Consider the following 25834-nt stretch of genomic DNA (forward strand, 5'->3'; position numbering starts at 1 on the left):
GGGAGAGGATACTACTGTGGCAACCTATGAATTGCAGCGAGATGAAGTGATCTTGTATGAGGGGAACGTAACTTGTAAGACTTACAAGGGGAGTTTGCAGCTAACGTTGACTTCGCAAAAAGTAGTCTTTGAAAAAGAAAAGGGGTTGTTCAAAAAAGAGCGCGAATTAGTTGATGTGATTCCACTTGAAAGTGTGAAACTTTATAATGATGCTGCGCAGATCAAACAAAAAGGTGCAGATGTCGAAGTACAGACAGTCGGGAAAAATATCACAATCGTATTTTCTGGTATGCTTGAAGCACGGAAGTTTACTGCAAAAACCGTAAACGCAGTAACAGGCACGACGCTGGCAACGCGCGGGTCAAACAAGATCAAAGACGCATTTGCTTTAGTTGATGATACCTTGGGGTTAGATACAAGAGCAACAATCCAGGGCGTGCTTGAACATGGGGTTAAAGGTGCTATCTTAAACGGCATAGGCAAAAGTAATACAAAGTAGAAAAATCCTGGTTTCCCTCATAAGGGTGGAAACCGGGATTTTTGTTCACGCTTAGTGAAAAGCACATTTTAAGACTCAGGCAATGATTTTATCGCTCTTTGCACGATTGCATTTCCAGCACAATGTCTGGAGATTATCCTCCACTGTTTCGCCGCCTGTAGCCACGGGGATAATGTGATTTATCTCAAGTAATAGATTGGTCTCAACTGGCCTATCAGACAGCCAATGGGAATGTACTTCCAATATGGTCTTGTCGATGAGTTCATGCAGGAATGGCTGCTGCGCCAACAGGAACTTCATGCGGGGCAGATCACGCGGGAGGAATACTTTGAATGGAAACTGAACTGGCCGCATACCTGTGATGACAGCAAAGAGCGCAAGGAGTATATTCCTTGAAAAAAAGAAATAAGACAAGCAAAAACCGTCCTGCTGAATTTGTCGTTCAGCAGGACGGTTTTGCTTGTCATTTTGGAATCATTCTCTCGGAGTGCCGGATTTGAAAAAATAGTATCACCCAGTATCACGAGCCATTTTGACGGGCAAAAAAGCCTGTATTCGTGCAGGTTTCCAGCGTTTTCGACATCACTCCCATTCGATGGTTGCCGGCGGCTTGCTGGTCACGTCAAGCACCACACGGTTGATGCCACGGCATTCGTTGGTGATGCGCGTGGAGATGGTGGCGAGCACGTCGTACGGGACGCGCGACCAATCGGCGGTCATCGCGTCCTCCGAGCTGACCGGGCGCAGCACGATCGGTGAGCCGTACGTGCGTTCGTCGCCTTGCACGCCCACGGAATGCACGTCGGCAAGCAGAACGACCGGGCACTGCCAGATATCGCGGTCAAGGCCGGCCTTCGACAACTCCTCGCGGGCAATCGCATCGGCCTCACGCAGCAGATCGAGCCGTTCGCGAGTGATTTCGCCGATGATGCGGATACCGAGCCCCGGACCGGGGAACGGCTGACGCCAAACGATATCGTCCGGCAGACCAAGCTTGGTGCCGATCGCACGCACCTCATCTTTGAACAAGGTGCGCAGCGGTTCGATCAGCTTGAACTTGATGTCCTTGGGCAGACCGCCGACATTGTGGTGGCTCTTGATATTGGCCGCACCGTCGCCGCCGCCGGACTCGACGACATCCGGGTACAGGGTGCCCTGCACGAGGTACTTCACTTCGGCGCCGTTCTTGCCAGCTTCTTCAATGACCTGGCGCTGGGCCTTCTCGAAAGTGCGAATGAACTTCTCGCCGATGATCTTGCGCTTGCGTTCCGGCTCCGACACGCCCTTCAGCGCGGTGAGGAAGTCCTCGGAAGCGTCGACGGCGATGAGCTTGATGCCGGTCGCCTTGACGAAATCATGCTTGACCTGCTCGGCCTCGCCCTTGCGCAACAGGCCGTGATCCACGAACACGCAGGTCAGCTGGTCGCCGATCGCCTTGTGTACGAGAGCGGCGGCAACAGCGGAATCCACGCCGCCGGACAGGCCGCAGATCACCTGGGCGTCTCCGACTTCCTCGCGGATCTTCTTGACCTGCTCTTCAATGATGTTCGACGCATCCCAATCGCGGTCGAGGCCGGCGCATTTGTGCAGGAAGGTCTCGATAAGCTCCTGGCCGCGCGGGGTGTGCTTGACTTCCGGATGCCACTGCACGCCGTAGAGTTTGCGGGATTCGTCCTCCATCGCGGCAACAGGAGCGCCCTCGGTGTGGGCGAGCACCTTGAATCCCTCAGGCGCCTTCTCCACAGCCACACCGTGGCTCATCCACGTGGTCTGCTCGGTAGGGGAACCGGCGAGAATGCCTTCGTCATCGTCAATGCTGGTCTCGGTCTTGCCATACTCACCGAGCGCCGCCTTGTCAACAGTGCCGCCAAGCTCATACGCCATAACCTGGAAGCCGTAGCAGATACCGAGCACCGGGACGCCGGCCTCGAAGATCTTCTTGTCGATGCCAGGGGCGCCGGGCTCGAACACGGAGGCCGGGCCGCCGGACAAGATGATGGCCTTCGGATCCTTGGCAAGCATCTCGTCGGCGGACATGGAATGGGGCACAAGCTCGGAATACACGTTGGCTTCGCGCACGCGACGCGCGATAAGCTGGGCGTACTGCGCGCCGAAATCGACGACGAGCACTGGACCTTTCGCCATAGGTGACTCTCCCTATCTATACAATCGACTGGTCACAACAACATACCTATTGTTACGTGGCAAGCCGACAATGTCGCGGTGGTTATATGGCAAACTCACAAAGTCATACTGGGCATGTGGGCAAAAAGCGACACCCCAGTCGCACCGCGACCAGTTACCACCCAGCACCGGACTCCAAAGCCGTGTGAACCAACCCGCAGTGCGGCAATCCAATCACACAACAGCCTGATACCGGCCGCGACTGCCCCACCAGACGCCAAACCAACCCACCATGCGACACCCCAGTCGCACCCCACACCGCTACTCCTTGGAACCGACCACACCAGCAAGCGAACATGAACAGAACACGCCGCGCGTCAACACGCCGCCATGTTTTTCACCGAAATGAACGTCCAAAATGTTCAGCAACTACTATATTCCTTGATATTCCGCGGTTTTGGAGGCATTGTCATCTTGCATTCACCTTCACATCTCCACCATCTCAACCTCACAATACATCAAAATTTAACAACAGTTTCGAACACACATGCAAAAAAACGTGCAAAAGTCGTGTGTTCCACGTACGATAGTTCGCGACAGGGAGAGAAGTCCACGGACCGCAAGGCCTGAGGTCTTCTTGCCCGAATGTAAACAACCAATCGCACGAACAGTGCAGGAGTACAGGAGTACACATGACGAATCCTGTTATTGGCACCCCTTGGAAGAAGCTTGACGCTCCGGTTTCCGAGGAAGCCCTCGAAGGTGTTGACAAGTACTGGCGCACCGCCAACTACCTGTCCATCGGCCAGATCTATCTTCGCAGCAACCCTCTGATGAAGGAGCCGTTCACCCGCGAAGACGTGAAGCATCGTCTCGTCGGTCACTGGGGCACCACCCCGGGCCTGAACTTCCTCATCGGCCACATCAACCGTCTCATCGCCGATCACCAGCAGAACACTGTGATCATCATGGGCCCGGGCCACGGCGGCCCGGCCGGTACCGCTCAGTCCTACCTGGACGGCACCTACACCGAGTACTACCCGAACATCACCAAGGATGAGGCTGGCCTGCAGAAGTTCTTCCGCCAGTTCTCCTACCCGGGTGGCATCCCGTCCCACTTCGCTCCGGAGACCCCGGGCTCCATCCACGAGGGTGGCGAGCTTGGTTACGCTCTGTCCCACGCTTACGGCGCTGTGATGAACAACCCGAGCCTGTTCGTGCCGGCCATCGTCGGCGACGGCGAAGCCGAGACCGGCCCGCTGGCTACCGGTTGGCAGTCCAACAAGCTCGTCAACCCGCGCACCGATGGTATCGTGCTGCCGATCCTGCACCTCAACGGCTACAAGATCGCCAACCCGACCATCCTCTCCCGCATCTCCGACGAAGAGCTGCACGAGTTCTTCCACGGCATGGGCTATGAGCCGTACGAGTTCGTCGCCGGCTTCGACGATGAGGACCACATGTCCATCCACCGTCGCTTCGCCGACCTGTTCGAGTCCGTCTTCGACGAAATCTGCGACATCAAGGCCGCGGCTCAGACCGACGACATGACCCGTCCGTTCTACCCGATGATCATCTTCCGTACCCCGAAGGGCTGGACCTGCCCGAAGTTCATCGACGGCAAGAAGACCGAGGGCTCTTGGCGCGCTCACCAGGTGCCGCTGGCTTCCGCTCGCGATACCGAAGAGCACTTCCAGGTGCTCAAGAACTGGCTCGAGTCCTACAAGCCTGAAGAGCTGTTCGACGAGAAGGGCGCTGTGCGTCCGGAAGTCACCGCCTTCATGCCGAAGGGCGAGCTGCGCATCGGCCAGAACCCGAACGCCAACGGCGGCCGCATCCGCGAAGATCTCAACCTGCCGAAGCTCGAGGACTACGAGGTCAAGGAAGTCTCCGAGTACGGCCACGGCTGGGGTCAGCTCGAGGCCACCCGTCGTCTCGGTGTCTACTGCCGCGACATCATCAAGAACAACCCGGATTCGTTCCGTATCTTCGGACCGGACGAGACCGCTTCCAACCGTCTTGCTGCCGCTTATGAAGTGACCAACAAGCAGTGGGATGCCGGCTACCTGTCCGCTCAGGTTGATGAGCACATGGCCGTCACCGGCCAGGTCACCGAGCAGCTTTCCGAGCATCAGATGGAAGGCTTCCTCGAGGGCTACCTGCTCACCGGCCGTCACGGCATCTGGAGCTCCTACGAGTCCTTCGTGCACGTGATCGACTCCATGCTGAACCAGCACGCCAAGTGGCTCGAGGCAACGGTTCGTGAGATTCCGTGGCGCAAGCCGATCTCCTCCATGAACCTGCTGGTCTCCTCCCACGTGTGGCGTCAGGATCACAACGGCTTCTCCCATCAGGATCCGGGTGTGACCTCCGTGCTGCTGAACAAGTGCTTCAACAACGACCACGTGACTGGCATCTACTTCCCGGTTGATTCCAACATGCTGCTGGCCGTCGCCGAGAAGTGCTTCAAGTCCACCAACATGATTAACGCGATCATCGCCGGCAAGCAGCCGGCCGCCACCTGGTTGTCCCTCGACGAGGCTTGTGCCGAGCTCGAGAAGGGTGCTGCCGAGTGGAAGTGGGCTTCCAACGTCAAGTCCAACGACGAGGCCGACATCGTCCTCGCTTCCGTCGGCGACGTTCCGACCCAGGAGATCATGGCTGCTGCCGACAAGCTCAACAAGCTCGGCATCAAGTTCAAGGTCGTCAACGTGGTGGATCTGGTCAAGCTCCAGTCTGCCAAGGAGAACAACGAGGCGCTCACCGATGAGGAGTTCGCTGACCTGTTCACCACCGACAAGCCGGTCCTGTTCGCCTACCACTCCTATGCCCGCGACGTGCGCGGCCTGATCTACGATCGCCCGAACCACGACAACTTCAACGTTCACGGCTACGAAGAGCAGGGCTCCACCACCACGCCGTACGACATGGTGCGCGTCAACAACATCGACCGCTACGAGCTGACCGCTGAGGCTCTGCGCATGGTTGATGCCGACAAGTACGCCGCTGAGATCGACAAGCTGGAGGCCTTCCGCGACGAAGCCTTCCAGTTCGCGGTAGACAAGGGCTACGATCATCCGGATTACACCGACTGGGTGTGGCCGGGCGTTGATACCGCCAAGCAGGGCGCCGTCACCGCTACCGGCGCAACCGCTGGCGATAACGAGTGATTGAAGCGTCTAAAGACGCATAAGGCATAAGCCTTAACCGCTCAGGAGGGGCATCGGGAGCAATCCCGGTGCCCCTCCTGCCGTAATGTCGGGGGGAATCGCAAACAACATCGGAAAAGACAGACCGATATTATCCGTTTTCTCAGGCTCACCGTGTTACGCATGCCGCGACATGCACAACCGGCAAGAACACGAGGAATGATGGCAGATCCTCCGGCATCTGCCATGTTGAGCATGCCGGGGCATACGTAAGATGCCAGACACACAACACCAAGCAACTCTCCCCCTAGGCATCCGTCGTGTTACGCATGCCGTGATATACGCGACGCAGCTGAACATACTCATGGATGGCATCGTGCACAGACTACGGACCTTGCAGTCACTCGATGACGCATCAGAGAATGTCATTTCGCCCAGCAATACTCGCCGACCAGCCCTACGGCACCGCTTACCGCTCCGGACACCGTCGGCGCCACACCGCCGGACAGACAAGACTGGGTGCAGGAGACCGGTAAGACAACAAAGGAGAAGATTGTGAAAGCCAGATTCGACTTCAGTAAAACATTCACCCGTGTCTTCACTTTGATGGCCGATATGCTCGGTGTCCACATGCAACTCATCGCCATAGTTCTGGCGATACTCATTGGAGGCTTTGATTTTCCTATGAGCGAGTGGAGGGTGCTTGACCGCTTCTTTTACATCTGCGCACTGTTGTGTGTGCCCATGCTCACGGTAACAGCGGTGATGTGCTGCGCCTTGCTGCGAGACGGCTTCCAGCACAAGTCTCTGCGACCCTTCGAAGCCGAAATAGCCATCCTGGCCATTGTTGCCGCGCTCATCGCCACCACACACTTCTTCTTCATCCCCGCGGTCAAGGACATCCCTTACGTCGGCAATCCGGAGCAGGTCACACTGACCAACATCAGCACGTCCATAGAAGAGGGATATGATGTGTTTTGCGGCAAATACCGATGCCATAGAACCTTCTACCATGTTGTAGGGACGGATGCGAATGGCAAGCAGGAGGACGTGCAGGTCGACAAGGCGCTATATTACCAGTGCGACTCCACTCCCCACACGGTGGAACGCGGCAAACTCATCATCTCCCGGCTGCCGAATACGCACCTTGAAATCTCATACTCCTGTCCGTATGTCGACAGCCCGCTGAGACAGTGACACAGACAGCTCCTCTTTCGACACAGTGATATACCGCGAAACGCAACGACCGTACAATAGAACGGAACAGTTCACGTCCAAGCCGCGTGCATAGACGCGCGACGGCCTGAATCAAGGAGCAGTATGTCGGAACGAGTGATCTATATCGCCAGTCCAGAAGGCGGCAACGGCCGCAACGTCGTGGCGTACGGGGTGCTTGACGCCCTCACCGCCGTGGCACGCACCGGGGTGTTCCGCCCGATCGCATGTCGAAAAAGCCCCATCACGCAGCCCCTTGTCGAAGCGTCGAATGCGGGTCAGGGTCTTGACGATGTGCGCGGAGTATGCCCCAAGTATGCACGCGAGCACCCGCAGTGCGTCCGCCCCGACATCGTCTCCGCATACTACGACACCGTGAAAGCCAGCGGCGCCGAGGCCATGGTCATCGTCGGCACCGACGCCTCCCACGTGTTCAACCCGCACAGCTTCGAACTTGACGTCGATATCGCCGCCGACCTCAAATCCCCGGTGTTCCTGGCGGTGTGCACCATGCGACGCAATGGCGAGGAAGTGCTCGCAACCGTCGAATCCTGCCGTCAGGCGATCGAACACGGCGGCTCGGCTGTCGTCGGCGTGTTCGTGACCGGCTGCACGCCCGAGAAAGCGGCGGATGCGCGTCAGGCCTTGTCCGGGCTCGATATTCCGGTGTGGACGATTCCCGCGGTCGATTTCCCCGATCCCGAGCATGGCGATGCCGCAGAGCGCGCGCTCAAGGCTTTCCGCGACAACGCTCCCGCCGACGAGGTGCGTGCGGCAATCGACACGCCCTTCTCCCCTGCCACCACGCCATACGCGTTCCAGAACAAACTGCTGCATGGCGCCAAGGAGTCCGGCGCGACCATCGTACTGCCGGAAGGCGAAGAATGCCGTATTCTCGAGGCCGCGGATTATCTGCTCGAACGCGAGGTCGTCGATCTGCTAATTCTTGGCGAACGCGACGATATCCTCAAGCATGGCGACGAACTCGGACTCAAGCACCTGTCCAAGGCACGCTTCCAGAGCATGAACGATGAAACCGTTCTCGCCCCGATGATTGACAAGCTGTGCGAGCTGCGGGCCAAGAAAGGCATGACGCCTGACAAGGCGCGCGAGCAGCTCAAGGATCCGAGCTATTTCGGCACGATGCTCGTCGTGCTCGGCAAGGCGGACGGGCTGGTATCCGGCTCGGTCAACTCCACGGCGAACACCGTGCGGCCTGCCCTGCAGGTCATCAAGACCAAGCCAGGCAATTCGCTGGTGTCCGGTGCGTTCCTCATGTGCTTCAAGACGCATGTCGCCGTCTTCGCGGACGTGGCGATCACACCGAATCCGGATGCCCGTCAACTCGCCGAAATCGCCATCGAATCGGCGCGCACGGCCAAAAGTCTCGGCATCGCGCCGCGGGTGGGCATGCTGTCGTATTCGACGCTCGGCTCGGGCAAGGGGCCGGACGTCGACTTGGTCGAGGAAGCCACCGCATTGGTGCATGAACAGCAGCCGGATTTGCCCCTGGTCGGGCCGATCCAGTTCGATGCCGCGTGGGAGCCGGAGGTGGCTGCAACCAAGGCGCCGGGCAACCCGGTCGCCGGGCATGTCAATGTCTTCGTCTTCCCGGACCTGAGCGCCGGCAATATCGGGTACAAGGCGGTCCAGCGTGCGTCGGGCGCCCGCGCAATCGGGCCGGTGCTGCAGAGCCTCAACCGACCGGTCAACGACCTGTCTCGCGGCGCGACCGTCCAGGATATCTGCAACACCATCGCATTGACGGCGTTGCAGACGAAAGATGACTGACCGAGGGCGGGCTGGCCCGGAGCCAAAGCTGCCGGGCAAGCCCTGTGACGAGGGGCGCACGCTCATGGATTCGCCATGGCGTACGCCCCGATTTGTAGCCGCTCACGAGTAAAGTCAGCAATGGTAGCCGTGCAAAACCGCACGGATCGTACACAACAATGGAGGATGCCCACTATGGCGAAAACCGTCCTTGTCATCAATTCGGGTTCCAGCTCGATCAAGTACCAGCTGGTCGACCTCGAGACCGGTGAAGGTCTCGCTTCCGGCCTCGTCGAGAAGATCGGCGAGCCGACCGACGGCCATTACAAGCACGAGTACAACGGTGAGAAGCATGAGCTCGAAGAGCCCATCCACGATCATGAGCAGGGCCTGAAGCGTGTGCTCGGCTTCTTCGAGCAGTACGGCCCGAAGCTGTCCGAGGCTGGCATTGTGGCTGTCGGTCACCGCGTGGTCCAGGGCGGCTACATCTTCCCGAAGCCGGCGCTCGTCACCGACAAGACCATCAACCAGGTCAAGGATCTCGCCGTGCTCGCCCCGCTGCACAACGGCCCGGAGGCCAAGGGCGCTGAAGTCATGCGTCAGCTGCTGCCCGACGTGCCGCAGGTCTTCGTGTTCGATTCCTCCTTCTTCTTCCAGCTGCCGGCCGAGGCCAGCACCTACGCGCTGAACAAGGACATCGCCGAGCAGTACCACATCCGCCGCTACGGCGCTCACGGCACCTCCCACGAGTATGTCGGCTCCGTCGTCCCGGGCATCATCGGCAAGCCCGCTGAAGGCCTCAAGCAGATCGTCCTGCACATCGGCAACGGCGCTTCTGCCTCTGCCCAGATCTCCGGCAAGCCGATCGACACCTCCATGGGTCTGACCCCGCTCGAGGGCCTCATGATGGGCGGCCGTACCGGCGATATCGACCCGGCTGCCGTCTTCCACCTGATTCGCAACGCCCACATGAGCGTGGACGAGCTGGACACCCTGTTCAACAAGCGTTCCGGCCTGACCGGCATGTGCGGCCACGCCGATATGCGTGAGGTCCACAAGCTTGTCGCCGCCGGCGACAAGGATGCCAAGCTCGCGCTCGACGTGTACGTGCACCGCATCATCAAGTACGTGGGCGACTTCACCGCTCAGATGGGTGGCGTCGACGTGATCACCTTCACCGCCGGTGTCGGCGAGAACGACGAGATTGTGCGCAAGATGGTGTGCGATCGTCTCGCCCCGTTCGGTGTCAAGCTCGACGAGGAGAAGAACAATACGCGTTCCAAGCAGCCGCGCGTCATCTCCACGCCGGACAGCTCCGTGGTCATCGCCGTTGTGCCGACCAACGAGGAGCTCGCCATCGCCCGCAAGTCCGCGACCATCGCCGCAGAGGGCAAGGACTCCTACGGCAACGAGTTCACCCGCTGAATACGCCAGTCAGTTTGACCGGCTGGTCGATGACATAGTCGGTAACCGCTGAACGTTGGCACAGCTGAGGGGCTGTGAGGATGCGCAGAAACATCCTCACAGCCCCTCATTCGTATATACTTGCGTGTCACAATCAGGTGCGCGGCGCTCTCCTTTGCACCCCAGCGGCTCCCATCTCTGTTTCTGCCGACGCTGAGCAGGCCGTCAGCGTCGGCAGAAACAGAGATGGGAGCAATCACAAGCAATACGGCGCGATCACACAATCCCAGTTGCCACAACAGCGATGACGCGAATCAGCGTTGCGTGAGCATATCCGACCACATACCGGGGAAATCGGGAATCGTCTTACGGGTGGTCGCGATGTTGCGGATTTCGATGCCTGGCACGGCGAGCCCGATCATGGCGGCGAAGGTCGCCATCCGGTGGTCGGCGTAGCTTTCCATGACCGCAGCGTGCAGTGAAGCGCGCGGGACAGGTTCGATTGTCAGCCCGTCAGGCGGCTCCTCGGCTTTCCCGCCGATCCGCTTGATTTCGGTGACCAACGCGGCCAAACGATTGGTCTCATGGCCGCGCAGATGCCCGATGCCATGCAGCGCTGACGGCGTGTCGGCGAGCGCTGCGGCGGCGGCGATACTCGGTGCGATCTCCCCCGCGGCGGACATGTCGTAATCTCCAAGCCCGTGGATGGTGCCGTTGCCAGTCAAAGTCAGCGTTCCCGACCGGTGGGTGTACGCGTGTGGTTGGGTTTGGGCTTGATGCATGGCTTCGTCGAATGGCGTGCCGTCGAGGGTGATGCTCGCGCCCATATGTTGCAGGATTCCGGGCAGCAGTCCCCCAGGCTGGGTGGTGATATACGGCCAGTTCGGTATGGACACGCTGCCGGAAGCGATCATCGCCGCCTCAAGGAAGGGCGCGGCATTGGACAGGTCGGGTTCGACGATGACGTCTGTGGGCAGTGCAAGCTGCGCGGGATCCACGGTCCAATGTCCCGGCTCGGGCATGCTGATATGCCCGCCCGCGGCTTCGACATCATGCATGGTCATGCGGATATGTGGCATGCTGGGCAGGTGTTCGCCGGTGTGGGTGAGGTCAAGCCCACCAGAGAGCCGCGAGCCGATCAGCAGCAGCCCGGAAATGAACTGGGATGATGATGACGAGTCGATGGCGACATGCTGCCGCTGCCCGTCGATTGACGTGTGTTGCGGCGGGGTGATGGTGAACGGCAATCGTCCGGTCTCCCCCTCGTAGGCGATGGTCGCACCAAGTTGCTCGAGACCGTCGAGAATCGGTCCCATCGGCCGCTGGTAGGCTTGCTCGTCCCCGTCGAAGCGGACCGGACCGTCGGCGAACAAGACGAGGCCGGGTACGAAACGCATCACCGTGCCGGCGAGCCCGCAATACACGGTATCCGAACCGTGGAAATGTCCGTCGGCCGGAGGAGTCACGGTCACTGTGGTCTCGGCGTTAGGAGCGGTCTCGCAATGCACACCGAGCGTACGCAGCGCGTCCATCATCAACTCGGTATCGCGCGAACGCAGCAATCCGCGCAACGTAACCGGCTTCGTGCCGAGCGCGGCGAGGATGAGGAAACGGTTGGACAGGGATTTGCTGCCCGGAATGGTCACAGTCGCGTTAAGCGGGCGGCTCGCTGTCGGTGCGGGCCAGGGGTCGGGATATGCGTGTTCGGTCATGGTCACCATAGTATCCGAAACGCCGCATCTGGCGACGCCTCATCACAGCATATGGGAGAAAAGTCTGCGAGACAAGCCGGTGCAGACAGAACGGAAGGGCGGCGGGAATGACAATGCAATAACGGCGGAACTCCGGCGAAATGGCGATGGAATAACAGTGTCGTGTCGTACTCGTCTTGGCTTTAGGTATAATGGGTGATTGTGCCGTTTGACACATCGGGCTGTAGCGCAGTTTGGTAGCGCGCCTGCTTTGGGAGCAGGATGTCGCAGGTTCAAATCCTGTCAGCCCGACCATAAAGCCACAGAATTCCAGCGATTCCGTGGCTTTCTTTTTTCTTCGATCCCCGGCGTGCGACAAACGTGCGTCAACCGCGCACAACAATGCACCACCCTCCAACACAAGTGCGGGCATGAAGCTGTCCCCTCCCTCCCCCACATATCTACGCAAATCACGCCTCGCTCGTCACCAGTTTAGACGAACCCACAATCTATCTACGCTAACGACCCGCCCAGCGTAACCAGTTTGGGTGGCACCACAAACCATCGCCGCCGCCCCTCTATCGCTGGCGATACAATGGCTGCTGCAAGGCAATGAGAGGAGAACGACGTGGGACGTAACCAGCGGGCTGAATCGTCGGGGCTGATTTCCTGTGTCGTCTGCGCGGTCATCGGGTACTTCGCGATGACCATGTTCCGCGCCTACGCGCCCGCAATCTGGCAGCTGACCCAGCGCACATTCACCGCATGCTCAGGTATCGCCGCGGGATGCGCCGTCGTTTCGTTCATCATCGGGTATACGCATTTCTCCAGGTCGTTGCGAGAGAAACACCATTGGTATCTCGTCGTCCGGCGTCTGTTTGAGGTGCTCGCATTATCGGTTGTGTACGGATCGACGATATTCCTCACGTCGTTCATGTTCCTCGACATGATTAATTCGCTCATGGGCAAGACGATGACCGGGTACCTGCCTGCAATCTGCGCCGCATCCTCAGGAATCGTCGGCTATCTGACTTTCGTTCAGGCGGAGCTCATGAACGCGAAAACCCTGGCGTCCCTGCTGCCGTTCTTCATCATCGCAGGTGTCAGCACCGCGGGCTCGACCAGTGATGACCCGTATTGGGCGAATAACAATTTCTCCCAGCTGGGCGACCGCACCACGTTCGCGGCCCGTATGTTCAATTCCACACTCATGCTCGGCGGCATTTGCATCATCATCATCAGCTACTTCGCCATCTCCGAGCTCGTGGCGAATTACCGGCAACGTCTGCGCTGGCATGGCGACGAGACAAAACTGGGTTCGGGCCCTATCCCCCATTTCATTCCGCGCACCGTCATTCTCGGGATTCTGCTCACGCTCGCCGGTATCGAGTTCTTCGGCATCGGCATGTTCCGTTACACCCCGCATCCGGTGTTGCACAACGTGTTCGCACGTAGTCTGCCCGGAGTCATGGGTATTCTGATGCTCGCCCTGCCGTGGTTGGCGCCGCAGCTGTCGAAAGCGGTGTATGTAATCTCTGATCTCGCGATTGTCGTGTGCGCTTATACCGGCATCATCTGGTTGGAAGGCGAGAATACGCTGACGAATGTCGAGGCGTTCGCCGGACTGCTCTTCCTCGGATGGTTCGTGGTGTTCACCAGGCAGATTGCGGCGATTGAAACCGACCGTGTCCAGGCCCAGCTTCTGCACGCCCAGTATGATGTCGCCGCAAGCGGCAACGACGCTGATGCGATGCGGACCGTGCCGATTCCGGTCAACGTGCCGGTGACGAGAGCATCCAAAGACGATGTGGAAGCTGCCAAGACAGCCGGTTCAGGCGCCACCGACGACCATCATTCGAAATCCGGTCGCCACCATTGGTTGCGCTGGTTGCCTTCCCGGCATCGCTCGACAATCGAGACGAAACCGGTTGATTCGTCGCTGGAGTCGCGGCTCGCATCCGATCAGTAATCGGGCACAGCAGCACGACACTCGGCGGTCGGCAGTACCGACCAGTTTGTGTGGTCCAGTCAATCACTGCGATCGCCGGACAATCATCGGAAATCCCTGAACAACCGCGCGTTCATAGCAGTTCCTTCAGAACAGCTCCTCCTTGCCGGTATCATCCACGCTCATGAGCAGTAGGAAGCTACGCGATTGCGCGGTGATGTCGAACCCGGCCTCATAGCTCAATTCCGGTCCCTTGGGATTATAGGTATCGACGACCAGCTGCCACTTCTGCCCGTATTTCTCGTCAGGCAGCGTGAACATGATCGGCTCGTAGTGGGCGTTGAAAATCAGGATGAAATTGTTGTCGACCATCTGGTTGCCGTACCAGTCGCTCTCGGGAATATCCTTGCCGTTGAGGTACACCATCATCGACGAGGCATGCGTGTTCTGCCAATCATCCATATCCATGATCCGCCCGAGATGGTCGAACCATTCGACCTGCGGTATCGTATTCTCGTCATCGCCCGGCGTACGCCCCGTGAAGAAGCGGCGGCGGTGCAGCACCGGATGGTCGAGCCGCAGATGGATCATCTTGCTGACGAACCGCAGCAAATCCCTCTGGGAATCGTTGAGATCCCAATTGGTCCACGAGATCTCGTTGTCCTGGCAATACGCGTTGTTGTTTCCCTGCTGCGTGCGCGCGACCTCGTCACCGCCGCAGATCATCGGAATGCCTTGGCTGACCAGGAGGGTTGCGAACATGTTGCGCATCTGCCGTTCACGCAGTTCGTTGACGTCACGGATGCTCGTCGGGCCTTCGACACCGCAGTTCCAGGAACGGTTGTTGCTTTCGCCGTCGCGATTGCCTTCGCCGTTCGCCTCATTGTGCTTGTTGTTGTAGCTGACCAGATCGTTCATGGTGAAGCCGTCATGCGCGGTGATGAAATTCACTGACGCGACCGGTCTGCGCCCGTTCTGCTCATAGAGATCTGAGCTGCCCATCAATCGGCTGGCGAATTCCGGCAAGGTCGAAGGCTGCGAACGCCAGAAATCGCGAACACAATCGCGGTATCGGCCGTTCCATTCCGACCAGCTGGATGGGAAGCCGCCGACCTGATAACCGCCCGAACCCAAATCCCACGGTTCGGCGATCAGCTTGACCCGCGAGATGACCGGATCCTGTTCGACGATGTCGAAGAACGCCGACAGCTTATCGACTTCCTGGAACTGGCGCGCGAGCGTCGCGGCCAAATCGAAACGGAACCCGTCGACATGCATTTCCGTGACCCAGTAGCGCAGGCTGTCGGTAATCAGTCGCAGCGCGTACGGCGAGCGCATAAGCAGCGAGTTGCCGGTACCGGTGGTGTCGAAGTAGTGGCGCTGGTCGTTGTCCACGAGACGGTAGTAGGCCTTGTTGTCGATGCCGCGGAAGCTCAGAGTCGGTCCGTAATTGTTGCCTTCGGCAGTATGGTTATAGACGACGTCGAGAATGACTTCCATGCCGGCATGATGGTATGCCTTGACCATCGATTTGAACTCGTTGACCTGCTCGCCGCGCTCGCCTGAGCTGGAGTAGGAGTTCTGCGGCGCGAAGAAGCCGATGGTGTTGTACCCCCAGTAGTTGCTCAGGCCTTTTTCCTGCAGGAACGAATCGTTGACGAACTGGTGGATCGGCATGAGCTCAATGGCGGTGACTCCGAGCTTCTTGAGATATTCGATTACGCCCGGGTACGCCAGCCCAGCGTAGGTGCCGCGGATATCCGGGGGCACTCTCGTGTTGAGGTTGGTCATTCCGCGCACATGCGCCTCGTAGATCACCGAATCGTGGTACGGGATGAACGGATGCTGGTCATTGCCCCAATCGAAGTACGGGTTGATAACCGCAGCTTTCATCGTGTGGGCGGCCGAATCGAGCGTGTTCATGTCATGCGTGTCGTCCGGGCTGCGGAACCAGTACGAGTACAGGCTCTCATCACCGTCGATGTTGCCTTCAATCGCCTTGGCATACGGGTCCAGGAGCAGCTTGTGCGGGTTGCACCGCAAACCGTGCTCGGGATCATACGGTCCGTAGACGCGATACCCGTAGCGTTGCCCTGGCTGGATGCCGGGAAGATAGTTGTGCCACACGTATGAGTTCTTCTCGGTCATCTCAACGCGTGTCTCATGGTCGTTCTCATCGAACAGGCACAGTTCGACTTTGTCTGCCACCTGCGAGAACAATGCGAAATTCACGCCCGCGCCATCATAGCTTGCTCCGAGCGGAAACATGGAACCAGGTCTGATTTGCATGATTCCAGTATCTCACGTTTTGCCGCTTCATGTTCGCAGGCTTGCCCGCCGTGTGTTTCTCGGCTGGCGTGCCTTTGATTGGTGCCGCCCGAACGGTTCCGCCCGATAGGTTTACGCGACGGTATCGCCCATATGCTTGGTGCGGCGCAGCATCTCATGCTGGATGGCGATGATGGCGTTGGATTCAGTCACGGGCGTGTCCAGCAGCTGTTGCCAGGAGACCCACGCCGATTCGACATGCTCGTCGGCGTCAAAATGCCGGTCTTCGGTATGCCAACGGTCAAGGTGGATGACCATGATATTGGCGAGCTCGTCGGTCATGCCTTCGGACGAGTAGTACGCCCCGACATGGTCGAAGCGGACGGCGGACAGGTTGTCAGGCACGGTGCCGGTTTCCTCGGACAGCTCACGCAGAGCGGCCTGCTCGGGGTTCTCGCCCGCGTCCATCAGGCCTGCCGGCAAGCCGTAGGCGAAACGGTTGGAACCGACTCGGTATTCGCGTTCGATGAGGTAGCGGTCGCCCGGCACGTCGTGCACCAGCATGACCACGCATGGGGCGTGTCGGATCAGCTGTCTGCGGATTCGCGCGGTGCCGCCATCGGTTGTTGGCAGATCGAGAACGATATCGTCGATGGCGAAAATCGGGCCTTCGAACACTGTCTTGCGGCTGATTTCGCGGACGGAACCGTTCATATCGACGCCGTCCGACGAACGGTCGAGCAGATGCTTCGCGTCGAGTTCGCTCTGAGCATCATGAGACAGGAGCGGCGTATTGCGGGTCTGCCCGCTGTGAGCTGAATCTTGCGTCATGTCCGTGTTCTCCTATCTGCCCATGCACGGGCGGATCGTATGCATGGTCTGATGAGCCTGATGCTGAGCCTGACTCTTGGCCGGGACGGTTCAGCGAATCACCAGATCCCACGGGTCGGTGCGCGTATCAATCCATGTGACTTCGGGACGCTCGCCGGACCGCGTTTCAACCGCCGCAGGGACGTCATCCAACGCATACCTGAACCACAAGGATTCAATCGCCGAATGCGGGGTGTTGATGAGCGCCGGGCGCATATGGCCGTCCCCACTGCCCGCATGCAGGCCCTGCCGGCGAAGCGACGCCTCCCAGCGCGCCTGTTCAAGCGCATCCGTGGCCGGATGATGGCGCAAATCGCTGGTCACATACACGTCCGCCCCGCTGGCACGGACCACGTCGAACATCGAATCGCCGGAACCCGGCAGCACGGCGACCGTGGACACCGGTGCATCAAGCTCGCCGGCGACTTGGATACCGTATTCGGTGTGCGGCAGCTCGCGGGCCACAATCCGTGCGAAATCACGCAATGGCATCGGTTGGGGTAACCGGCCGACACGCCCGATACCGACCGCGTGCGGTGATTGCGGATCATCAATCGGCTCCAGTGGCCGCTGGTCTTGCAGTCCGAATGCGTCGGCGGCCGCCTGTCCCACACCACGGTAGGCGGCGTCGGCATTGGTATGTCCCACCCACAGCGCGCAACCGTGGCGGTACAGTTCGCTGACAATCGCACCATGCGCGCCAGATCCGGAGGTCTCGTGCACCGCGCGGAAGAACAGCGGATGATGGGTGACCAGCAGGTCGGCATGCCATGCGAGCGCCTGATCGATGACCGTATGCGTCGGATCCGCCGCAAAGGCGATGCGGGTGACCGGGGCGTCCAAATCGCCGACAATCAGTCCCGGCGCGTCCCACGATTCCGCGTATCGCAGCGGATACAAGGTCTCCAAAGCGTCCACAACGGTTTGCAGATTCGGCATTCGTCCTCGCTTTCCACCGGTGCCGTTAACACAAAATCACCGTTGACGGCACCAGTTCAACTCGATACGTCTGTTGGCATGGTCCTCATGTCTCCTCTTACGAGGTCCCGCCATGCAGGGAGCTAATGGGCGGCAAGCTGCCAATCAGCGCCGATACCAACCGACACGTCAAGCGGCACCGCCAGGGTCACGGCATGTTCCATCGCGTCGCTGACCAGTGCAGAGACCTGTTCCTCCTCGCCGGGCGCGATTTCCACCACGAGTTCGTCGTGAATCTGCAGGATGATTCTGCTTGCCACGCCGGCATCCCTCAAGGCATGATCGGCGCGGATCATCGCGATTTTCATGATGTCCGCCGCCGACCCTTGGATGGGCGCGTTGAGTGCGGCGCGTTCAGCGGCATTTCTCGCCCTTGCATTGGAGCTGGACAATCCCGGGAAGTATCTGCGCCGGCCGAACAAGGTCTCGGTGTACCCGACCTTCCGCGCGTTGCTGACCAACGACTCGAGATAGTCATGGACTTTGCCGAAGGTAGCGAAATACTTCTCTTTGAGCACGTCGGCCTCCGCGGGGCTGATATGCAGCTGCTGCGCGAGACCATACGTGCTCAAACCGTATGCCAGGCCGTAACTCATCGCCTTGACGTGGCTGCGCTGGTCCGGCGTGATGTCGTCCACCGGAACCTGATACACCAAGCTGGCCACATACTTATGGAAATCAGCCCCGGAACGGAACGCTTCAATCAGCGCCTCATCCCCTGACAAATCAGCCATAATGCGCAACTCGACCTGCGAATAGTCGCAGCTGAGCAATGACGAGAATCCCGGCCCGGGAACGAACGCTGAACGGATCTCCCGCCCCATCGCATTGCGGTTGGGGATGTTCTGCAGGTTCGGGTCGACCGAACTCAAGCGTCCCGTAGCCGCGACCGTCTGCTCGAAAGTCGTGTGGATACGGCTGTCATGGGGGTTGGTCGCATCGATCAAGGTCTGGACAATCTGCTTGAGCTTGTTGGTTTCCCGGTGACGCAGCAGCGCTCCCAGGAAATCGTTCGCCTGCTCATTGCCGTTCGCCGATTGCGCGTACAAGGCGGTCAATGTCGCCGCATCCGTCTTGTACTGGCCGGATTTGGTCTTGCGCAGCGGCCGCAGGCCGAGTTTGTCGAACAGTACGCTGCTCAACTGCTTGGGGCTTTGCAGGTTCACTTCGCTGCCGGCTGCACGCCATGCGATTTCCTGGGCTTGTGCGGCATCGGCGGCAAACTGGTCGCGCATGGCCACCAGACGCGTCTGATCGACGCACGCTCCCGCGTCCTCCATCCTGTGAAGTACCTCGGAAACCGGCAATTCGAGCGAACGCAACAGCCCGTATTGCTCGCGCTCGTCCAACGTGGCGGACAACCGTACCGCAAGCTCCCTGACGGTAGCCAGTTTCGCGGTGATCGTCGCATCATCCTGTGATTGGGCCGCACCTGAATCATCCAGGCCGTCAAGGGCAAGCTGGCCTTGAGCCGGGCGTTCCGGCTGGTCAAGGTGGATGTCCGCGAACCGGACCGCAGCCTGCTCAAGGGAGTCGGGATGATAGTCGGGAAGCACCAGATAACAGGCGAGTTTGGTGTCAAATGCAGGCCGACGCAGATGAATGCCGATGCTTTCCAGAAGGTGCAGATGCTCTTTGTACCCGTGGACGATCATCGTGTCGTGGTTGCCATCGATGAAAGTCTGGATTGCGGCAGCCACATCCGGTTCAAGCGGCGGGGTGAACGCCAACGCCCCGTCACCTGCCAGCAAGGCCACACCCGTGCAGTGTGGAGCGCCGGGTTTCGGATCGCCGTCAGCGTACAGCACCCAGCCTTGGGCGACTTTCGGGGCACTCACGGCGTGATGGTCGATGACGATGCTTGATGTTGCGGTCTTTTCCGGTTCGCTCCGGCGCTCCGTTGATTCGTGGGGGTCACTGTCAGGCGTGTCGGAAGAGGAAGAAGCTTCCGGAGAAGCGGGCGTACCGGCAGTGGCTGGCGCTGGCTTGGCCGCGGATTGGGCCGGGGCGACCGCTACTGTCTTCGATTGTTCGCGTTCGGCGAGGGTTGTCGCGTCGGTGTTGGCGGCGTGCTGCGCCTGATACCGCTGCGCCCAGTCCCGTATCCGGCTTGCCGGACAATCCCTGACAAGACTGACTGATTCGCCGGGACGCTCGTCGGTGTCAGCAGAGGCGGTCTTGGAGGAGTCGGGCAGCGCTGCCGACGCGCTGTTGCCGCCGCTGAACGCCTTGACGACCAGATTGCGTGTGCGGACACCGAATTCAAGCTTCGAGAACAAGGCTGACAGCTGCTCGCGATTCATCGGTCCGAAATCAAAGTCGTCCATGCCGACACCGAGATCAAGGTCGCGCACCAACGCGTTGACTTTGCGGTTGAGTTTGACCTGATCGAGATTGTCGCGCAGGGCCTGGCCTTTTTTACCGCCGATTTCGCCAGCGTGTTCGATGATGCCTTGGAGCGAGCCGTATTGGCCGATCCATTTGGCCGCATAACCGTCACCCACGCCGGGTACGCCGGGGATATTGTCCGCGGTCTCGCCGCGCAGGGCCGCCAAATCGGGGTACTGCTGCGGGGTGACGTGGTACTTCTCCTCCACCGCCTGCGGGGTCATATGCTTGAGGTCTTTGAAATGGTGGCCCGGGTACAGAACAGTAATCACATCGTCCACGAGCTGGAATGCATCGCGGTCGCCGGAGAGCACGAGGGTGCGGTACTGTTCGCGTTCGCCCATGGTCGCCAGAGTGCCGATGATGTCATCGCCTTCAAACCCGGGCTTTTCGATGTAGATGACACCGAGCGCGGCGAGCATCTCCTGAATCAGCGGCAGCTGGGACAGCAAATCCTCCGGTGCCGCTTCGCGCGTGCCTTTGTATTGCGGCAGCAGATCATTGCGGAACGTACCGCCTTTGACATCGAACGCGACGGCGAGTTTATCGGGGTGCTCGGTCTCGATGACCTGCGCGAGCATCTTGGCGAAGCCCCAGACCGCGTTCGTCGCCTGACCGCTCGCGGTAGAGAAGTTCTCGACGGGAAGGGCGAAATACGCGCGGAACGCGAGCGAGTGTCCGTCCACGACGAGCAAGGTGCCGCGGAAATCCTTCTCCGCGGCACCTTGTTGAGCGTTTTGAGCTTGGGAGTTATCGCTCATCGTCGGCATCCGGCTTCTGATCGCCGTACTTCGCGATAATCGCCATGGCGAGACGCTTCTTCGGGATGCGCTGATCCATCGACGTCTTCTGGATCCAGCGGAAGGCGCCCTGCTCAGAGAAGTCCGCCTTGTCCATGAGCAGCCCCTTGGCACGGTCGACGAGCTTGCGCTCTTCCAAGGATTCCTGCGCCTTCTTCAGCTTCTCCTCGGCGTCACGCAGCTGGTCGCGGGTCTCGTTGAGCTCGTTTTCACTGCGTTCGACATTGTCAAGCAGGTCGTTGATTTCCTGGAAACGACCCATGGCGACTTCGAGAGCCGGCAACAGCTTGGATTCCTCATACGGCTTGGTCACGTACGCCATGGCGCCGGCACCGGTTGCCTGCTTGACCAAATCAGGCTGCGAGAACGCAGTGAGCATGACCACAGGGGCGATATTTTCGTCGCAGATGACGCCAGCTGCGGTGATGCCGTCCATACGCGGCATCTTGACGTCCATGCAAACGACGTCCGGACGATACTTGCGCGTCAGCTCGACCGCTTCCTCACCGTTTGCGGCTTCACCGACGACCTCATAACCGTTGTCTTCGAGAATGGCGACCAAATCCATACGGTTGACGGATTCGTCCTCAGCGACCACAACGGTGCGCTTGCGATGCTCGTCCCCGCGAGCGTCACCGTCCTGCTCATCCTGCGGCACGACCGGCTCGCCGGCGGCGACTGCCTTGAGCTCATCCTCCGTCAGCACCGGGGTATCCGGCTGTGCCTGTCCCGTCTCGTTCTTCGCAGTCATCCCTGCCTCTTTCCTAATCATCCGGCAGGCACGCTGACACGCGCCGCACCGACACCGAGACCGATCCATGCCCTTCTGTGCGGACCCACACCGCAGGCACGATCTGCCGTCATTCTGTTAGCGATGATACCAGCAGACAAGGTCAAGACAAAGGTTCCGACGCCGAATTCGGGCGTTGTCAAACGATGTATGACAAATATCAAGCATGGAATCGTCCGATTGCTGAAATGTTCGTGTCACTCGCAAATATGTGGTACACTGTTATTTTGTTGCTTCGAGCACGAAGTATGCCCCTGTATCCCAATTGGTAGAGGAAGCAGCCTCAAAATCTGCGCAGTGTGGGTTCGAGTCCCACCGGGGGCACCCATCAACCCGCCTGAACGGCGGGTTTCTTCGTTTTGGCTGTCTACTCATTTTTCGTGCCGTGACCGCCATTCCACACAAACTGTCTACGCAAATCGCCCTCCCAGCGTCACCAGTTCGTGAGATTGTAACCGGCAACGAGGGTTGATCAACGCGCGAGTCGCTGCGTGTCCCCTAACCTTCTACCGACGCTCAAAGGTGTCTCGGCGTCGGCAGAAGCAGAGAACTATATTCAACGGCGTGCTGGCTGGCCTCAACATTCCGCCACGCAATCGCGATTCATCATGAGTTCAATTTCGCGACACCATACTCCACCGAAGATTCATGTCAACGTCAATCCCGCTTCAATCCGCACGCATATAGTGCCTTCTGTCCATACAGACACAACAACCAACGAATGAAATCAATCTCAGGAAAGACTGGTACATATGATTTCCCTGCGTAAGGCACTCGCCATCCCCATGGCGGCGGTCCTCGCCCTGTCCATGGCGGCATGCGGCTCCTCCTCGTCCTCGTCTGCGTCGTCAGGCAAGGCCGTGACGGTCAATGAGAAATCCGCGAAGGCGACTTCGCTCAAGGATTTCGGCACGATGGACGACCTGGTCGCCGCTGCCGAGAAGGAAGGCGCGCTCAACGTCATCGCCCTGCCGCACGACTGGTCTGATTACGGCGAAGTCATCGCAGCGTTCAAGAAGAAGTATCCGAAGATCAAGATCACCGAGCTCAACCCGAACGCCTCTTCCAAGGAGGAAATCGACGCCGGCAAGACGAATAAGGGCACGGACGCCGCGCCCGACGTCTATGACCTCGGTCTCGCGGTCGCATCGACCAACACCGAGCAGTTCGCACCGTACAAGGTGCAGGCGTGGGACGACATTCCCGATTCCGTCAAAGACGCCGACGGCAAGTACTACGCCGATTACACCGGCATCATGTCCATCGGCTGGAACGCCGACAAGTACGGCGACATCAGCTCACTGGACGATCTGCTCGACTCTAAGTTCGCTGGAACGGTCGCCCTGAACGGCAAGCCCGCCGAGGCAGGTGCCGCCTTCAACGGATTCGTCATGGCCAACCAGCTGTCCGGCGGTACGATTAAGAACCTGCAGCCCGGCCTTGACTTCTTCAAGAAGCTCAAGGAAGCCGGCAACCTCACCACCATCGACGTGACCGACGGCACCATCGATTCCGGCCAGACCGGTGTCGTGTTCGACTGGACCTACAACCAGGCTTCCTACCAGAGCAGCCTGAAGAAGAAGGGCGTCACCTGGAAGTACAAGACCTTCAAGGATGCCCAGGTGGTCAGCTACTACAACCAGGCCATTAACGTGGACGCCCCGCACCCGGCTGCGGCCCGTCTGTGGGAGGAGTTCCTCTACACCGCCGACGCACAGAACCTGTGGCTCAAGGGCGGCGCCAACCCGGTGCTGCTTGACGCGATGGAGAAGGCCGGCACCGTTGACAAGACCGCGTTGAAGTCCGCCACCACCATCGAAGGCGACCCGATCACCTACACTAATTCCGATTCCACCCGCATCACCACCTGGCTCCAGAACAACTGGGATTCGGCAATCGGCAACTGATGATTTTCAAGGCGTCACATCACCGACCGGCAGACGCGGCAGGCTGGAGCATTCCCCTGCCGCTGTAGGCCGCAACCGTGGTTGTGACGCTTTCATGTATTGCACCCCAATGAACCACACGAATGTATTCCCTCGAGAAAGCGCATGTCCTCAATGACTGCAGCAATCCAACCGCAACGCCCAGCAGACTTCGGCGCCGCCGGCACCACGCGTGACCCGGCACCGGCGGGACCTTCCGCATCACAACATCTGTCCGTCGCAGCCCGCCATCGCAAACAGCTGGGCACGTTCGCGGTGTCCATCCCGTTTTTCGCATACACTGTATGCTTCCTGCTCGCACCGACCGTGATCGTCATCGTCGGAGCGTTCCGCACATCGAACGGCGGCTTTACCCTCGCGAACTTCAGCAAACTCTTTGAAGCGAACACCGTATCTGCATTCGCCACATCACTGCTCGTCTCCGCGCTCTCGGCGCTCATCGGAGCCGTGGCGGGCGCCGCAGCTTCATACGCCCTGACCATCGGCGCCAAGCCAAACGGCCTGTTGCGCCGCGTGGTATCCGCCGTATCATCGGTGCTCGCGCAATTCGGCGGGGTGATGCTCGCCTTCGCGTTCATCTCAACCATCGGTATCAACGGCGTGTGCACCATGCTGATTCGCCAGCTGACCGGCCAGACGGTGAACCCGAACTGGCTGAGCACGCTTCCCGGATTGATCACCATCTATTGCTATTTCCAGATTCCGCTGATGATTATCATCTTTCTGCCGGCGGTTGATTCAATCCGTCCGCAATGGCGGGAAGCGACCGAGAATCTCGGCGGCACGACATGGCAGTATTGGACGCGCGCTGCAGGACCGATCTTGACTCCTCGGTTCATTTCCGCGCTGCTGTTGCTGTTCGCCAACGCATTCTCCGCGTACGCCACAGCCGCGGCCCTGTTCTCGCAGCGCTCCATCCTCGTGCCCTTGATGATTCAGGGCGCGATGCGCAACGAGATGGATCCGAATCAGCAAGGATTCGCGCAGGTGCTCGCCTTCGCGATGATCGTCGTCGTGGCGTTGGTGATGATGCTCAGCCACGCCGTGGAAAAGAGGGCAGGACGATGGCAGTGAACACCATCACAGCCGTACAAGATGCGGCCACAGCTTCAGCAACAGCAACAACGCCGACCACGGCAGTTTCCCAACAATCCGGCATGCCACCACAATTGCGCGCCATGCGCGTGCACAAACAGCGCATCATCAAAACGGCCATTCTCGCTGTCACGCTGCTGTTCCTCGGCGTCCCGCTGCTGTGCATGCTGATTTTCACGATGCGGCATCCGCTAACCGGACGCTGGAGTCTCGACCCGTGGAAGGCCATCTTCACGGGCGACGGCAGCTCGCTGGGCGCGGACCTGTCCACCCTCTGGTCCGGCTTGGGCACGTCGCTGGCACTGTGCGTGGTGACCGTCATTATCATGCTGTTGCTGCTCGTACCGGTCATGGTGATCGCGCACATCCGTTCCCGCCGCATGGAACGGGTGATTGAATGGGTGGCCACACTCCCCCTGACCATCCCTGCCATCGTGCTTGTCGTCGGGCTTGGACCCATTTACCGCTGGCTTTCCGCCGACGTACTGAGCACCAACCCGATCTGGCTGTGCTTCGCCTACGCAATCCTCGTGATGCCGTACGCGTTCCGCGCCATCGCCGTCGGACTCAACTCGATTGACGTGCTCACGTTGTGTGAAGCGGCGCGCTCGCTTGGCGCCTCATGGCCGCGCGTGTTCTTCCGCGTGCTCATGCCCAACTTGTGGCAGTCCATCCTGTCGGCCACATTCATCTCCATTTCCGTAATACTCGGCGAATACACCGTGGCCTCGCTGCTCGGACGCATGAACCTGCAAGTCGCCCTGTACCAGCTGGGACAGTCCAATTCCCAGATTTCCACGGCGATGTCGCTGCTCGCGCTGTTCTTCGGCGTGCTACTGCTCGTCTCGCTCGACCTCATCTCCGACGCGATGCGCCGTTCCAAGGAGGAACACTGATAT

18 protein-coding genes and 2 tRNA genes are annotated in these 25834 nt (G+C 59.5%); 12 read left to right on the forward strand and 8 right to left on the reverse strand.

What is annotated here, in order from left to right:
* The first annotated feature begins 16 nt into the window (after window positions 1-16).
* Entirely contained in the window at window positions 17-499 is a 483-nt protein-coding gene (locus K315_RS0104070) for a hypothetical protein (RefSeq protein WP_162142811.1), read from the forward strand.
* A 75-nt stretch (window positions 500-574) separates the two neighbouring features.
* Here the strand turns inward: K315_RS0104070 and K315_RS10935 are convergent, their stop codons facing one another.
* Window positions 575-799, reverse strand: a complete 225-nt coding sequence (locus tag K315_RS10935; protein ID WP_420796737.1) for an HNH endonuclease — start codon at window positions 797-799, stop codon at window positions 575-577.
* On the opposite strand from K315_RS10935, the gene K315_RS10595 reads away from it, so the two are divergent.
* The gene (locus tag K315_RS10595) at window positions 725-895 is read left to right on the forward strand and encodes a hypothetical protein (RefSeq protein ID WP_238556420.1); all 171 of its coding nucleotides are present in this window, start codon (window positions 725-727) and stop codon (window positions 893-895) included. The genes K315_RS10935 and K315_RS10595 overlap by 75 nt on opposite strands.
* Before the next feature lie 186 nt (window positions 896-1081).
* Here the strand turns inward: K315_RS10595 and guaA are convergent, their stop codons facing one another.
* Window positions 1082-2644 carry a glutamine-hydrolyzing GMP synthase gene (gene guaA / locus K315_RS0104080; RefSeq protein ID WP_029576305.1) on the reverse strand — a complete coding sequence of 521 codons (1563 nt, stop codon included), beginning with the start codon at window positions 2642-2644 and terminating at the stop codon, window positions 1082-1084.
* Window positions 2645-3315: 671 nt separating this feature from the next.
* On the opposite strand from guaA, the gene K315_RS0104090 reads away from it, so the two are divergent.
* The 4 genes from K315_RS0104090 (at window position 3316) to K315_RS0104105 (ending at window position 10182) form a co-directional block, all read left to right on the forward strand.
* Window positions 3316-5793: a phosphoketolase gene (locus K315_RS0104090; RefSeq protein WP_029576306.1), complete on the forward strand. Its 2478-nt coding sequence runs from the start codon at window positions 3316-3318 to the stop codon at window positions 5791-5793.
* 534 nt (window positions 5794-6327) lie between these two features.
* Window positions 6328-6969 carry a hypothetical protein gene (locus K315_RS0104095; RefSeq protein WP_029576307.1) on the forward strand — a complete coding sequence of 214 codons (642 nt, stop codon included), beginning with the start codon at window positions 6328-6330 and terminating at the stop codon, window positions 6967-6969.
* Between the two features lie 123 nt (window positions 6970-7092).
* Window positions 7093-8778 (forward strand): phosphate acetyltransferase, encoded by a 1686-nt coding sequence (gene pta, locus K315_RS0104100; RefSeq protein ID WP_029576308.1) that lies wholly within the window; start codon window positions 7093-7095, stop codon window positions 8776-8778.
* A 174-nt stretch (window positions 8779-8952) separates the two neighbouring features.
* Window positions 8953-10182: an acetate/propionate family kinase gene (locus tag K315_RS0104105; RefSeq protein ID WP_029576309.1), complete on the forward strand. Its 1230-nt coding sequence runs from the start codon at window positions 8953-8955 to the stop codon at window positions 10180-10182.
* Window positions 10183-10475: 293 nt separating this feature from the next.
* Here K315_RS0104105 and aroA read toward each other — a convergent pair whose 3' ends face one another.
* Window positions 10476-11873 (reverse strand): 3-phosphoshikimate 1-carboxyvinyltransferase, encoded by a 1398-nt coding sequence (gene aroA / locus K315_RS0104115; protein WP_029576310.1) that lies wholly within the window; start codon window positions 11871-11873, stop codon window positions 10476-10478.
* A gap of 217 nt (window positions 11874-12090) precedes the next feature.
* On the opposite strand from aroA, the gene K315_RS0104120 reads away from it, so the two are divergent.
* Both K315_RS0104120 and K315_RS0104125 read left to right on the forward strand, forming a co-directional pair.
* A tRNA-Pro gene (locus K315_RS0104120) sits at window positions 12091-12167 on the forward strand.
* A 313-nt stretch (window positions 12168-12480) separates the two neighbouring features.
* Window positions 12481-13821: a hypothetical protein gene (locus tag K315_RS0104125; protein WP_029576311.1), complete on the forward strand. Its 1341-nt coding sequence runs from the start codon at window positions 12481-12483 to the stop codon at window positions 13819-13821.
* A gap of 126 nt (window positions 13822-13947) precedes the next feature.
* On the opposite strand, the gene glgX is transcribed toward K315_RS0104125, so the two are convergent.
* The 5 genes from glgX to K315_RS0104150 form a co-directional block, all read right to left on the reverse strand.
* Window positions 13948-16089, reverse strand: a complete 2142-nt coding sequence (gene glgX / locus K315_RS0104130; protein WP_029576312.1) for a glycogen debranching protein GlgX — start codon at window positions 16087-16089, stop codon at window positions 13948-13950.
* A gap of 111 nt (window positions 16090-16200) precedes the next feature.
* Entirely contained in the window at window positions 16201-16899 is a 699-nt protein-coding gene (locus K315_RS0104135) for an NUDIX hydrolase (RefSeq protein WP_029576313.1), read from the reverse strand.
* 90 nt (window positions 16900-16989) lie between these two features.
* Window positions 16990-17877, reverse strand: a complete 888-nt coding sequence (locus K315_RS0104140; RefSeq protein ID WP_029576314.1) for a Nif3-like dinuclear metal center hexameric protein — start codon at window positions 17875-17877, stop codon at window positions 16990-16992.
* 122 nt (window positions 17878-17999) lie between these two features.
* A complete protein-coding gene (gene polA / locus K315_RS0104145; RefSeq protein WP_044085840.1) occupies window positions 18000-21065 on the reverse strand; it encodes a DNA polymerase I in 3066 nt (1021 codons plus the stop codon).
* A complete protein-coding gene (locus K315_RS0104150) occupies window positions 21055-21855 on the reverse strand; it encodes an ANTAR domain-containing response regulator (protein ID WP_029576316.1) in 801 nt (266 codons plus the stop codon). Before K315_RS0104150 ends, polA begins: the two co-directional genes overlap by 11 nt.
* Before the next feature lie 289 nt (window positions 21856-22144).
* Between K315_RS0104150 and K315_RS0104155 the strand changes: the two genes are divergently transcribed.
* From K315_RS0104155 to K315_RS0104170, 4 genes are all read left to right on the forward strand, one after another.
* Window positions 22145-22218, forward strand: a tRNA-Leu gene (locus K315_RS0104155).
* 428 nt (window positions 22219-22646) lie between these two features.
* Entirely contained in the window at window positions 22647-23801 is a 1155-nt protein-coding gene (locus tag K315_RS0104160; protein WP_029576317.1) for an ABC transporter substrate-binding protein, read from the forward strand.
* Between the two features lie 153 nt (window positions 23802-23954).
* Window positions 23955-24914: an ABC transporter permease gene (locus K315_RS0104165; protein ID WP_029576318.1), complete on the forward strand. Its 960-nt coding sequence runs from the start codon at window positions 23955-23957 to the stop codon at window positions 24912-24914.
* Window positions 24905-25831, forward strand: coding sequence for an ABC transporter permease (locus tag K315_RS0104170; RefSeq protein ID WP_029576319.1), 927 nt, complete (start codon window positions 24905-24907; stop codon window positions 25829-25831). Before K315_RS0104165 ends, K315_RS0104170 begins: the two co-directional genes overlap by 10 nt.
* The last annotated feature ends 3 nt before the right edge of the window (window positions 25832-25834 follow it).

This window comes from Bifidobacterium thermacidophilum subsp. thermacidophilum DSM 15837 (assembly GCF_000426425.1).
Classification (GTDB): Bacteria; Actinomycetota; Actinomycetes; order Actinomycetales; family Bifidobacteriaceae; genus Bifidobacterium; species Bifidobacterium thermacidophilum.